This window comes from Paenibacillus sp. PAMC 26794, assembly GCF_000316035.1.
Lineage (GTDB): Bacteria > Bacillota > Bacilli > Paenibacillales > Paenibacillaceae > Paenibacillus.
This window is the reverse complement of record NZ_ANHX01000002.1, coordinates 199,876-214,399: the sequence shown is the minus strand read 5'-3', so window position 1 is coordinate 214,399 and position 14,524 is coordinate 199,876. Positions and strand designations below refer to the sequence as shown.

The following is a 14,524-nucleotide window of genomic DNA, read 5'->3' as shown; positions in this document are numbered from 1 at the left end:
AGCACGCCTCCCATTCTCTTTGGGATCAAGAATAATCAGATTAGGTTGAGACCTTTTTTCTTTGCCATCTTTTCTACCTTGCGCAGCATAACGATTGAGATGATTGTATACGAAATGGCAAAAAAGGTGAGGATGCACCATTCCATCCAGATCGGTGCAAGGGGCACCCAATCTGTTTTGAAACTGTAATAACGCACCATATCATACCCCCAGGTATAAGGCAGGAGATATGCGATCCAACGAACGACTGCCGGAAACTGGTCCACTGGGAAATAAGCACCTGCTACAAATTCAAACATGATAAACAAAATACCCACAATGGATGAGACCTGGCGGTACAGAATCCCCAGTAGTGCAATCATGACGCCAAGCGCCATTAATGCAACGATGACCACAAGACAGGTGACTAGAATCATCATGGATTCAGCAAAGTTGAGACCTGCGTACAGAACAAGCAGGATATACATCGGTATGAACACAATGACATTCATCAATGCACTGGCTACAACCGTCCCTACATAATACGCATAACGAGAGATTGGATTGCAGTACAGATACTCCAATGTGCCGTTATGGAGATCATTCGTCACGGCGCCGAGCGGAGCGTTTAACGCTACTCCGTAGAACAGCCATACAAGTATTGCACCCAGATAAAAGATAAACAGGTTATCTCCTTGAAGTACATTCTCTCCCTCGTATACAACAAACGTGGACATCAGCAGGAAAAAGAGTACTCGTAGACCCAACTGTAGGAAGTTACCGAAGAAGTTGGGCAGATACCTTACAGCAATCTGCAATTCCTTCACGGTTGTTGCCCACACGACGGCGAAAAATCCGGTAGGTTTACCTATGGCTTGCAGCTTTAGCGTTTCCTGACCTGTCCCGGTTTTAGCATATTCGATACTCACTGTTCTCTGCCTCCTGCCAATGTGTACTCTAAATTTTCATCAGACTTCACATAGAGCTGAACAAACAAATCTTCAAGTGTTAGTTGTCTATGCTGAATGGTCGTATGGATATTGCCTTCTTTTAATTCACTAATAACCGCGCCCATCCCGTCGTACAGGTTCGTGATTCCGAAGGAAACCGTGTCTTCCTCCTCACGAATAATGGTGGAAGTTACCTCCGGCAGAGCAGTGATTCGCTCCTGAATGGAAGGGGGCAAGTCTGCTCTGGGAATGTCGATGAATTCGACTGCGCCCAGATTGGATTTTAGTTCGGCAATTGTACCTGTTTTAAGGAGCGTTCCTTTGCGCATCAGGGACACCCGGTCCGTCATGTCCTCTACCTCAGTCAGAATGTGAGAGGTCAGAATAATGGATTTCCCCTCATCCCGTACATAACTTTTAATGAACTCACGTACACGTCTGGAGATCACGGGGTCCAGGCCCTTGGTCGGTTCATCCAGATATATCACTTCGGGATCATGCAGCAGGGCTCGCATAATGACAACGGTTTGCTTTTGGCCTCCCGATAATTGCATAAATTGCTTGTTCAGATGTTCCGAGAAATCCAGATACGTACTTAATTTGTCAATCTGGTTAGAAATCTCTTGCTTGCTAAGTCCGGTAAGTCTTCCAAAGAATATCAAGTTCTCTCGAACAGTTAATCTCGCATAAGCAGAGCGTTCAGTATCTTGACCCACGTATCCGATTAGTCTCCTGATGATGTTCGCATCGGTATCCAAATCGTAGCCGCCGATATTGACAATTCCGGAGTCCTTGGTCAACAGAGTCGCCAGGACTTTAATAAATGTTGTTTTACCAGAACCGTTGGTTCCCAGAATTGTGTGGATCTCACCCTTGCGAAGCTCAAAGGACATGTTATCTAACGCTAGGTGTTTACCATAGGACTTAGTGACGTTCTCAGCGGATAGTACTCTCACTTGTTCTCCCCCTTTATGTATTGCCTGTATTGCTGAATTCATGGAAGGGCGAATACGCTATTGCAGCGCATTTCGCCCCTAATGTAATCACTTTACGCCGACAGCTTCGTGTACCAGATACTCCGCCAGTTCGTAGTGATGTCCAGTATCATCAATGATATGATTCATCCACTGATTTCTTTCTTTAACAGGTAACTTTTTAGTTTCAAAGATGCCCTTGAGCAGTTCCAACGCTTTTATCATTTGCTCTTTTGAGGGTTTGTCCCCCGCATTTTCAACCTGCTCCTGAATTGCCTGAATTCGTTTGTAACGCTGAACAACACCTTGTTGATACTCTGCTTCATCCCAATTCTGGTTCGGTGTTGCCACTGCAATTGCTAAACATTTAGTTATGACTGTGGGTACTCCTTTTTTCTTCTTGCCATCCGATTGAAACATGCTGATCAATTTTTGACGTTCCGCTTTTTCGCCAAAGCAGAGCGAATTGATATCAGGACAGTTCGTTTTGGTCAATTTGTTCAGTACATTTTTGGGTCCCATTTCGATGGCAAGTGTGACACCAAAACGCTCAAGGTATTGAAGAATCCGTGTCCATTGCACAGGTTTGACCATCTGATCTGACAGCAATCCCGGAATTCGCTCCACATCACCATAAGGTTGACCTGTAACATTGGATAGTACCGGCCATTTGAACATATTGTACGAATACTTTGCCAGTTCTTGGCCGAGCCGCTCTGCATCTTCCGCCATCAGCGAACTATGAATGGGTGCACTCGACATTAGGGGAGTAACCTGACCATCGGCATCCAATACAGCTGCTTCGATCTCCTCCAGTACGTATTGATGACCGGATACGGCAGCTTGTGTTGGCGAATTATAACAGGAGACTACAGCTACACCCTGCTCGCCGCTGTATTGTTCACAGAGTTGCTCCACGATGGATGCGTCAATACCGTCCATAATGGTCATTGATCCTGTGCCCCGATCAATATGAATCTGCATCATTGCACCACGCAATTTGGTGATTCGAACAGCATCGGAAAATGTCATGGCGCCTGAACATACCAACGCCGAATATTCACCCATACTGTGACCTGCACAGAATTGTGGTCGAATCCCCACTTCTTCCATATACACTCTGAATGCCGCTACATTCGTTGCCAGAAGAGCAGGTTGCATGTTCTCATTCTGATTCAGTTCAGATAGACTTCCTTCAAAACATAGTTTTGCCAGATCCACACCTGCAACGTCACTCGCTTCCTCGTACGTTTGCTTGGCAATGCTATATTGATCATAGAAACTCTTTCCCATACCTACATACTGAGAACCTTGTCCCGGAAACAGCAGTGCTATTTTTTCCATGTCGTAACCTCCATTAATAGGGTTGGTGTATTAATTATTAATAATGTTCAGTTCCACATATGAAGGAATTTTCTGAATATAGCTCATGTCATGTTCAAAAATGACAAGGTCCTCTTCCTGATGGATTTCTTTGAATCCGCCAAATTTATAGGTCAGATACATCATCCGATTACGATCGGTCATTTTGAATTCAGCCCGTATCTTGACCCCGGCTTCTTTCGCCTGTTCCAGGATATAATTCATGAGAATCGTGCCTACCCCTCGTGACATTACACGGCAAGACATCAGCAGCAGCTTCACGGTCCAGTACTCCTCTTCCATCTCAAGCAAAGCGAGTCCAATTTTTCCATATGCTCCATACTTGTCTTCCAGTCCTGTAATGAGAAGTATGTGATTAGGAGATTGACTGAGTTGTTCCAGATCTTCATAGGAATAGGTATACCCTGTAGTGTTCAGCTGATGAGTCCGCACCGTCAACTCTTCTGCACGCTGCAAATCATCTCCCTTGAGGGGTGAAATCGTAAATGTCATGCCAAGTGAAGCCAAAAAGTCATCTTTGGGACCTGTGAATTCATCTTCCGCCTTATTACGGATCTCATCGCTTTTGTACATTAAACGGCGAAGTCTGGAGTCCTCCGTAATAAAACGGGGATTCATCATCTCCATGTCGGGAATGTCCAGGTACTGGGCAGCATCTATGCATCGAACTTCAGCATGCTCAAACTGTACCTCTTCCAGCTCAAACATCTGATCATCCACAAAAGCAACCGTATTCGCTCCAATATTAATGGAAGTTATGATGGATTGAATGGAGCTCGACTTGGAATTCCAGTGAATCTGGGGGTATAGGAAATACTCATGAATTCCGAATTCCTCAAGCTTCTCCATGGCTGTCTGATGGTCATTTTTACTGGCGATGGATTGCAGGACCCCACGCTCGTCCAGTGTCCGGATCACATCAATAATTCCTTCTCTCAAGACAACATTCTCATCTTCCAGCAGGACACCTTCCCAGATTGTATTATCCAGATCCCAGACGACCAGCTTCACCTTCTCTTGTTTTTGCTTGTCCATTACCGAACTTACCGATGGATCACCCATACCTGAACCCCTCCTTGGCATATTGTTCCAAACTATTGCTTCAAGCCCGTCAGGCAGTCTATGCTGTCTTTCGTTCAATCAGTTCATTAATCTTGTTCAAGGTACGGAAGTTGCTCAGATCCATATCCTGGGTCTCAATCCGAATGTTGAATTCTTTCTCCAGAAACATCACCATCTGCATCGCAAACAGGGAATTGGCAAAACCCAATTCAAAAATATCCTCATCATCCTGAATTTCACGTTTGCGATAGAAACGACTCAGAAATGTTTTTACTTTGACTTTGGACTCCATGCACAGTCACCTCGTATAATTTATAGTCGATACACTTACAGAATCACGTGCTCAAAGAAGCCTTGACCGCTTTTTGCTCCTAACAATCCGGCATCCACCATCTTGCGAAGCAAGGGACATACTCTGTATTTCGGGTCCTGATAACTCTCATAGAGTACATCCAATGAATGAACCACAGTATCCAAACCAATCAAATCCGCTGTGTGAAGCGGGCCCATCTTATGTCCGAAACATTTGACGAATATGTCATCAACCTCTTCCGGTGAAGCTACCTGATCCTGAACGACAAAGGCAGCTTCATTCATGAGCAGATGGGATATTCGATTAGATACAAAACCGGGAAGATCTTGTACCAGTATGGCTTCTTTGCCCATGGTATGGAGCAAGGATCTGGTCGCTTCAATCGTTGTCTCCGAAGTGTGATAACCCTGAATAGCTTCGACTACGGGCTTTAATGGGACCGGATTCATAAAATGTACACCGATGACCTTGTCAGGCCGTCTGGTGTTGGAACCAACTTTTGTAATCGAAATGCATGATGTATTGACCAAATAAATACAAGAATCGGGGCAATAGTTTTCAAGCTGTGCATAGACCTCTTTTTTCACATCCCATTGTTCAGGCACGTTCTCAATAATAAAATCAGCATCGCTGAGCGAATCGTAATGTGTCGTAAACTCCACACGCGAGAGCACAGTTTCCGGGTCTTCGGCCTCGGTATCCTTGTTGTAGAATCCCGAAAATCGGATATTGGTAAACAAGGCTGTTCTCGCCTGATCCAAAACTTCATCACTCACATCGATCAAAACCACGTTGTGCCGGGACTGGGCAAGGCTCTGCGCAACCCCTTTTCCCATGACGCCTGCTCCGATTACACCAACCTTCATTCCTATCAACGCCCCTCTGTGATCTGGCTAGAAATTGAAATTCACTTCTTCATCCACAACTTCATCCGTGATATCCGTGACACGATCAACTTCAATATCATAGATCAATGTATCCGGCTGCTCTGAAATTATCTCAAGAATTTTCACAAAATCTTTGGCGACATATTCAGCTGTGCTAGGCAAGAACAAGCTTGTATTATATTCCAGAATAAACTCGATCGTACCGTCCCGCTCAATCGCATCCAGTGCCAGATCAAACCTTGAAACTCCACTGTCATAATCGATTAATGTGCCTTTGAAAGCCTCAATCTCTCCGGTGTACATCCCAACATTTTGCAGTGCAAAATACACATCAAACAGCGGATTTCTGCTCGGATCACGTGTACTATTCACAAGCTGTACAATTCGGTCGAATTGACAGTCCTGATGCGCAAAAGCCGATAACGTACGCTGCTTCACGTCCAGAAGTAACTCCCTGAATGAGTCATCAGGCACAGGTTCGTTTCTCAGGACGATTGTATTCACAAACATGCCAATGGTGGCATCAAAGTTACCCTGTTGGCGACCCGTTACAGGTGAACCAATGAGTATATCACTCTGGTTCGTATATTTATGCAATAGGACATTTAAGGCGGATAAGAGCAACATGTATAGCGTGGTTCCTGTACGTGCTCCGAGCTTGCCTATACGAGTAGTGAGTACTCCGTCGGCATAAAAAGTCATTTTGGCTCCATCATAGGTTTTTCGATCAGGCCGTGAAAAGTCTGTTGGAAGTTGCAGTGTGGGCAATGGCCCCTTCAGCGTTTCCAGCCAGAAGGCTTCCTGTGATTCAATCGAATCCGATTGCTGATAATGGTTGCTCCACTCCGAGTAATCCCTGTACTGATAAGGAATATCAGGTAGAGGTGAACCACTGTACATTGACGTGATTTCGTGCATCATATTGTCCATCGACATACCATCTGTAACCAAGTGATGCACATCGAACATCAACAGATGACGACCGTCATCCAACGAACCGACAATCATGCGAATCAACGGTGCCGCTTCCAGATCAAACGGTCGGACAAACTGCTTCACTACATCTTCCACTGCTTCCGTTCCACGAATGACATCTGGCAACGTTTCGATCGAAAAATCCACGTTCTCGTGAATTCTCTGAATCGGCTCTCCTTGTTCCCAGTGAAATGATGTACGGAACGATTCATGGCGCTGAATCAGAGTGTTCATATAACCGTTCAACGTGAATGGGTCAAAATTCCCCTCCATAATCAACGCTTTGTTCAGGTTATAGCTGATGTTGTCCGGGTCCTGAGTGCAAAGGTAGAATATCCTTTTTTGAGCTGATGAAAGTGGATATTTTTCTTTGGCTTCTGCATGAGGGATAGACTGTTGTCCGACTGTTGCATTCTCCACATCGACCAGAGATTGCAGGTGAACTCCCAGTCCCCAGATCGTCGGATATTGCAGCACATCCGAGGGATTAACCTGTATCCCCGTTTCCCTGTATATATCCGATGCCATCTTGAGCCCAATAATGGAATCTCCACCATATTCGTAAAAATCATCATACAGATCCATTTCTGTCAGTCCCAAATGAAGTGACCAAATCCGGGATAACATCTGTTCCATGGCTGTATATTGACCATCATTGCGGCCGTGTAACAAGACTTCTTTGTTCAGCGTTGCCTTTCTCATCTCCACTTCAGCAATCACGCTGGCACTTTGATCCTGAATCGTGTTGTATACTTCCTCCGACATCATCATTGGCATGTCACCTACGTAGGCCATATATTCCGAATCATAATTCAGTTCGCCGATGATAGATCGAGGCACTTTACGCTGAAAAGCCTGGTCAAAGGCCTTTAATGCAGACTTTGTTAAAACAGACTTGAACACCATGTCATCATTTACGCCAAAATCTTTGGCCATCCCGGTCTCTTTCCAGGCCACCCAATTGATCGTTAACGTTCGTCCGCCCCTGCGATTGCGATACGCTGCATAAGCATCCAGATAACTATTCGCTGCTGAATAATCTCCTTGACCCGGAGAGCTGAATAATGTTGAAGTAGTTGAGAACAGAACAAGAAAATCCAGAGAGTCGTGGGCTGTTGCCTGATCCATATTCCAGGTTCCCTGGACTTTCGGAAGCAACACACGGTTAAAGGTCTCCGCATCCTTGGACGCAAGGAATCCTTCACCGGCTACCCCTGCTCCATGAACAATGCCATCCACTTTGCCGTACTGCTCTCTGATGTTCTCCATGAGTCTTGATACTTGTTGAAGATCACCTGTATCCACGCTGTAGAGACCTACTGTGGAACCTTTGTTCTCAATCGAATGTATCCATTTAATTTTGTTGCATTGCTCCAGATCCTTGTTATCCTCCAAAATGGCTGGCCATGTTTCCCGATCAGGGAAATCCGATCTGCCTGCAAGAATCAAGGTAACGTTGTGTCTGTTGGCAAAATGTTCTGCGAATGCTCGGCCAATGCCGCCCATTCCACCGGTGATGAGATAGATCCCCTGCTCCTTAATGGTTATATCAGAGAGCTCAGCTCCCGACAGATCTGTCTTCCTAAACTCTTCCACATATCGTTGACCCTTCCGATAAGCAGTGGAGTAGAAAACATCATCTGCATTCATTGCATTAAGCAAAATAGGAATAGCGGTGTCATCATCTATATCCATGACCTTGCATTCCAGCTGAGGATGCTCTTGTCCAATCGCTTTGCCCAGCCCAAACATCGTTGCATATTCAGGAGCAAGATGTGATTCGTGGCCGCTAACTTCGTGAACGTACTGGGATAACAGAACAATGCGCATTCGATTTCGCAATCCTGCACCCACAATGGCTTTTGTGAGGTAAAACAAGCTATGCACACCTCGGCATAAGGCATCCTCGAGTTCCTTCGGACTCTCGGGTGCTGTATGACCATTTATGGTAAAGGTGTGAATAATCTGATCTATTCTGTGGTTCTTCGTAGCCTTCAATAATTGCAGATACTGCTCCTCCGAACCATCGATCTGATAATGAACCGGAGAGATCTTCGCATATGTTGCACCAAGAGTAACTTCAATTACATGTGCTCCACGTTCAGTAAGTTCCCGAGAGAGACTGTCACATAACGGAATTGTCCCCTTCAAAAGCAAGACGGTTTGCGGATTCGGAATGAGCCTCTCAGGATTAGTCGCTTCCACCCAGCCAATGGTGTAATGCATCGTTGGTTCTTCCTTCTGCACAACGGATGGTTGAACCGCAACTCGTTCGGGAATATCAATCCAGCAACGATTGCGCTCGTAAGGATACGTTGGAAGATGGAGCCGGAAGGTTTCCTCTTCTGCGTACAATCTGGACCAGTCAATATCGGCTCCCTGTGTATAAAGAATCGATATTTCCTCCAAGTGCTGATCTTCCCATCCGTGCTCGTTAATGAGCTTCAGTACCCTGTCTGACTGCTCGTTTAATTCACGAAGTTTTTGTTCCGTCAATTCGCCAACACCCGGCTCCTTCGTCTCAGGCACCATTCGATGTTCAGATGCATAAGCAACGGTCGGTTTAATCTCGCTAAACGGGCATCCACGCAGCTTGTCCAATCGGGCTACCAGCTCTTCTTTGTCTTTAAAAGCAATGGCGATACGCAATTTGTAGTGTCCTCTTCCCTGAGCGGCTGTTCCGCACAGGCTTAACAAATCCAGTTCATCGTAACTATCGAGATAATCATGATAAGCTGCGATCAATCTGGACAGAGAGTCTTTACTCTTGGCGGAAAGAGGCAAAATATAAGGTCTGCGTTCCTCTGCTTGGACAAATGTCTGTACCGGGGCCTCTTCCAGGATAACGTGACAATTGGTTCCACTAATCCCGAACGCGCTGATCCCACAACGTCGCGGTCCTTCCTCGGAATGCCAAGTACGCAGACGGGTATTCACAAAGACCGGTGAATTGGAAAATTCAATAATTCGATTAGGTCGATTAAAGAACAGTGTCGGAGGCAGCTTTTTCTCACGCAGCGCCATGACCGCCTTCACCAAACTAATCACTCCAGCAGCCTCCGAAGAATGCCCCAAGTTTGTCTTGATGGAACTCACCGCACAGAACTGCTTGCGATCTGTGTAGCTCGACAGTGCATCGGATATGCCCTTAATTTCAATCGGATCTCCCAATGTCGTGCCCGTGCCATGTGTTTCAATGTAGGTGATTGTCTCCGGTTCGACTCCTGCATCCTCCAAAGCAGATATAATTACCTCTGTTTGAGATGCCGGATTAGGTGCCGTGATGCCTATTGAACTGCCATCCTGATTCACAGCCCCGCCTTTAATTACAGCATGGATCGAATCATGGTCATCCAATGCCTGCTGAAGTGATTTCAGCAGTACCACTGCAACCCCTTCTCCAATACCTGCTCCATCTGCTTCATCATCAAAAGCTTTGGAGCGATGATCTGTAGACTCGATGCCAAGTTTCATATTTTCATCATCCACCGGGCACAGGTTAATCTTGATTCCGCCAGCCAGTGCATAATCAATTTGTCCGCTACGAATAGCTTTGCAAGCCATGTCTACAGACACCAATGAAGATGAACAGGCCGTATCAATAACCATACTTGGACCCTTTAGATCCAATAAATATGAGATCCGGGCAGACATCATTGCTGTCAGATTACCCACCATGGAGCTTGATCCGCTCCCAGGATCAACTTCATATAAGAGACGTGCATACAGATCTCGCAAGGTTGCCGCATATCCCAGATATACGCCTGTTTTACTACCACTCAATCTGGTACCGCCATACCCTGCATCCTCAATTGCAGTCCACGCAGCTTCAAGAAATAATCGCTGATTGGGATCCATAAGACTTGCTTCCTTGGGTGATAACCGAAAGAAACCTGCATCAAACTTGTCTATGTCCTCCAGATACGCGTTCTCGTTGTATTTCATCTGTACAAGGTCATGACCTGTGAACGCAAAATGCTTGTCAATATCCACTTTTCTCGATTCCGGAAACGACCGAACCAGATCCGTGCCGTTGACGAGATGTTCCCATAGCTCCTCAGGTGTGGACGCAAGCGGCACATTCACAGCCATGCCGATAATCGCAATATCTCCATCTCGTTCCGCCGCAGTACGCTTCTTGAGATGCATCGCGGGAGAAGGACGCTGTTCCTCCTTCTTGTTTTTTCCACCGATAAATTTTGCGAGATGATGAACATTGGAGTATTCGAACAGGTCCGTAACATTAATGGCTCCTGGAAAAATCCGTTCAATCTCACTTTGAATTTTCATCAGCAGAATAGAGTCCGCACCTAGTTCAAAGAAGTTGTCGTGAATATCAATTTGATCAAAACCCAATATTTTTCTGCAACATTCGGCCACACGTTTTTCCGTATCACTAAACTCTTCGTTGAGATTTCCTGTCAGACTTACTTCTCCTGCTGGATTTGTCGTTACACTCTTTGCTTTGTTCGCTTTTTCCTGCTTCTTTTTTTCCTTGAATAGTTCAATTTGTGCAGTCAGCACAGGAGATAGCATCACCCCTGATTTTTCGAGCAGGAAGACTCCACCGTTCTCATAATTGAGATAACCTACAAGTGCTCTCGGTACATTATGGGATAACACCTGCTCAAACCCTTCAAGAGCCTTACCCGTTGGCAACGTCTTAAAAATGGTATCGATTGTGAAACCACCTTCAAGGGCCATGCCGGTTTCTTTCCAGGTCGTCCAGTTCACCACATGTGTCCTTCTGCCAAGCTTGTTCCGATATTCACCGTAGGCATCCAGATAAGCATTGGCTGCGGTATAATCTCCTTGAACGGCTCCGCTAAACATCGTTGCTACCGAAGAAAACAGAATAAAGAAGTCCAGATCATCCGAATGGGTAACTTCATCCAAAATACGTGTACCCATCACCTTCGGGTTGAAGATGCTTTTAAACTGGTCATCCGTACGATTCATCAATAAGTCGGATCTTCCGATTCCCGCACCATGGATAACCCCCCGGATCTTCCCATGACGTTGACGCAGCTCTTCTACAATTGGAACTACCTCTTCTTTTTTGGAAATGTCAGCGCTGTATATTTCAACGATAGCTCCCATATTTTCAATATCAAGAACTCCCTGAATCTTTCGGCATAACGACTGATCCTGCTGTGCTTCCAAAATTACTTCCCATGTTCTCCGGGGTGGAAAGGCAGTACGATTAATCCAGGCCAGATGTACCTTGTCCCTGCCAGCCAAATATTTGGATACTTCAATCCCGATACCTCCAGCTCCACCAGACACAAGATATATCCCTTCTGAATGAAGAGCCGGAAATTGTCCATTGTTACTGTCCGACTCTGCAACAGGCTGGAATGTACCGAATGACTGAACATACCGTTTTCCGGCTCGAATGGCGGTAAGGAAGTGATCTGTTTTTCTGAAAACAGACTCTGCACTCCCATTGCTCCATAGCATATCTTCCAGGTCGATAACTCGACATTGTATGTTCAGATGCTCCTTGCGTATGACCTTGGCAAGACCTTCTAGCGGTGCGAGCTCGGGTCTAAGAACCTGTTCTTTGCCTGTGACATGATGGACACATTGGGTCAAAATCACCATATCCATATCATAATCAATACCATGTCTGGTCAATGAACGAACCAGATACAGCAGGCTGTAAACGCCGCGTTCCTGTGATTCATTCAACTCCACCAGATTCTGAACAGAAGTGTCCGAAGCAAAGGTAGGTGCGTAGATGACCTGTGACCATGATTTTGAATCCAAAGCATTGACTAAAGAATCAAAATCGACCTCTTTTGAACCAATTCGAAAATCACTATCGTGTCTCTGTTCAAAGCAATCTCCCGGGCAAACCATAATGACGTCCTTACCCGATTGTTGCAAAAGCAATGCAAGGTCAGCCCCACCTTTGTCATCAGCCGTAAAGAGTACAACTCTCTCGCTTGAATGAACTTCGTTATCCTCGTACTCTCCCTGAAGCTCATGCCACGTGAGAGAAAACAATCCGTTGTCCTGGTGGACACTCTCTTCTGCAGGTCTGCTTCCCATGTCAATCCAGCATTTCTGTGGATCAAAGGGATAACCCGCCAGAGGTACGGTCTTCGTAGACTTGCCCTCATACAGACGCCACCAGTCCACGGATGCCCCTTGCACGTAAAGAGTACACAGGCGCCCCCAGTCGAATGTAGCCTCATTCATCTGGTTCAATTCATGCCGGACCTCTTCACTTAACGCACGAACGTTTTTCTGGGTAATATCATGTCCCCCTGAAACTTCCCGATTGTCGCTGATCAGTCGGTGTTCCCCATAATGAAACCAAGGTGCTGTGAACGTGTGAATGTCTCCAGATATAACCTGGGTCAACTTAATGCGCAAATCCTCCAAATGTTCAGCCAAAATGATCACTCGGTGAGCATAATGTCCGCGACATGCATTGGCTGTTCGACACACATCCAGTAATGAATACCTGTCGGAGAAGGCAGATACTCCGTCCAGATACTGTTTCATCAGAACTTGAATTCCATGATCTGATCCCGCAGACAACGTGAATGGATGAACACCCGTATGCCCATCATGCGTAACGGTCAAAGTGGCCTGTACAGGAGCTTCTTCCAGCACGATATGACAATTTGTTCCGCTCAAACCAAATGTACTTATCCCGCATCTACGCGGATCAGCACCTCGCTCCCACTCTCTTAACCTTGTATTGACATAGACGGGTGAATTCCCGAAATCAATATTCAGGTTTGGATAATTAAAATGAAGGGAAGGCGGGAGTTTCCGATGATACAATGATAAAAGTCCTTTAATCAGACTGGCCATACCTGCTGTTTCATACAGATGCCCAACATTGGTTTTCACCGAACCAATTGCACAAAATTGCTTTTTATTCGTATATTTTCGAAAAGCACGTTCCAGCCCCTGAATCTCGATAGGGTCACCCAGATTCGTTCCTGTTCCATGGGTTTCAATATAGGCCAGGGATTCCGGGTGGATGCCTGCTCGCTTCCACGCTTCCTCGATTACTTCGGATTGAGCAACCGGATTGGGGGCCGTGATGCCCATGGATGTTCCATCCTGATTCAAGGCGATGCCTTTAATGACACCATAGATGTGGTCTCCATCCTTCTGAGCCTGACGAAGCGGCTTCAAAATTACTGCAGCCACACCTTCACCCATACCGGACCCATCTGCTTCTTTATCAAAAGCTCTTGTCCGGTAGTCGGTGGATTCAATCCCAATCTTCAGAAAATCATTATCCACTGGCAAAATATCCAGCTTAACTCCTCCGGCAATCGCCATGTTGCAATCCCCGTTCATCAGCGATTTACAAGCCAGATAAACGGATACTAACGAGGACGAACAAGCAGTATCCACTACCATGGTCGGTCCTTTTAGATTAAGCAGATACGAGATGCGGGTTGGAAGCATTGACGCGATATTTCCAGTCATCGCAATAGACAACTCTTCCGGGTTGGTATCCTTGATCATTTCCTTGTAGTTGTTGCTATTGGCAAATCCGGTAAAGACGCCGGTATTGCTTCCTGCAAGCCTTTGCCCGCCGTAACCGGCATCTTCGATGGCATGCCATGCTGTTTGCAAAAATAAACGATGACAAGGGTCCATCAGACTGGCCTCTTTTGGCGAGAGACGGAAGAACTTATAATCGAATTGATCCACTTCATCCAGAAAAGCACCATCCAGATATTGAAGGAATTCGTCTGAATATCCGCTTAGTCTGAGGTACTCATCCGTTACAGATTTTCGATCAGATGGATAATCACCTATGCAATCAATCCCCTGCTCAACAATGTGCCAGTATTCCTCCGGACGATTCGCATGGGGAAATTTAAGGCTCATGCCTATGACTGCTATATCCTCTTGATGATTTGCTTCTTCCTGCTTCAGCAGATTGATGACCTGAATCCCCGTCACTTTGTCAATTTTGCCGGAGGCTATGTTTTCAACAACATGTTTGTAGACTTTCTCCACAAG

General features: G+C 45.8%; 7 protein-coding genes. All 7 read right to left on the bottom strand.

Features of this window, described 5'->3' with window-relative positions:
* Positions 1–35: 35 nt before the first annotated feature.
* On the bottom strand, positions 36–908 hold the full coding sequence (locus D829_RS0100930; protein ID WP_017686952.1) for an ABC transporter permease: 873 nt from the start codon (positions 906–908) through the stop codon (positions 36–38).
* Positions 905–1,885, bottom strand: coding sequence for an ABC transporter ATP-binding protein (locus tag D829_RS0100925; protein WP_017686951.1), 981 nt, complete (start codon positions 1,883–1,885; stop codon positions 905–907). The genes D829_RS0100930 and D829_RS0100925 overlap by 4 nt, the downstream gene beginning before the upstream one ends.
* Before the next feature lie 87 nt (positions 1,886–1,972).
* Positions 1,973–3,247, bottom strand: coding sequence for an ACP S-malonyltransferase (gene fabD, locus D829_RS0100920; RefSeq protein ID WP_017686950.1), 1,275 nt, complete (start codon positions 3,245–3,247; stop codon positions 1,973–1,975).
* A gap of 30 nt (positions 3,248–3,277) precedes the next feature.
* A complete protein-coding gene (locus tag D829_RS0100915) occupies positions 3,278–4,348 on the bottom strand; it encodes an HAD-IIIC family phosphatase (protein ID WP_017686949.1) in 1,071 nt (356 codons plus the stop codon).
* 58 nt (positions 4,349–4,406) lie between these two features.
* A complete protein-coding gene (locus D829_RS0100910) occupies positions 4,407–4,640 on the bottom strand; it encodes an acyl carrier protein (RefSeq protein ID WP_017686948.1) in 234 nt (77 codons plus the stop codon).
* 35 nt (positions 4,641–4,675) lie between these two features.
* Entirely contained in the window at positions 4,676–5,533 is an 858-nt protein-coding gene (locus tag D829_RS0100905; protein ID WP_206537055.1) for a 3-hydroxyacyl-CoA dehydrogenase family protein, read from the bottom strand.
* A gap of 21 nt (positions 5,534–5,554) precedes the next feature.
* Positions 5,555–14,521: an SDR family NAD(P)-dependent oxidoreductase gene (locus D829_RS32270; RefSeq protein WP_017686946.1), complete on the bottom strand. Its 8,967-nt coding sequence runs from the start codon at positions 14,519–14,521 to the stop codon at positions 5,555–5,557.
* Positions 14,522–14,524 lie beyond the last annotated feature (3 nt).

What these genes read in the sequence shown, in the direction of transcription:
- fabD (WP_017686950.1), bottom strand. Translation starts at nt 3,247, where the DNA reads ATGGAAAAAATAGCACTGCTGTTTCCGGGACAAGGTTCTCAGTATGTA.
- D829_RS0100915 (WP_017686949.1), bottom strand. Translation starts at nt 4,348, where the DNA reads ATGGGTGATCCATCGGTAAGTTCGGTAATGGACAAGCAAAAACAAGAG.
- D829_RS0100910 (WP_017686948.1), bottom strand. Translation starts at nt 4,640, where the DNA reads ATGGAGTCCAAAGTCAAAGTAAAAACATTTCTGAGTCGTTTCTATCGC.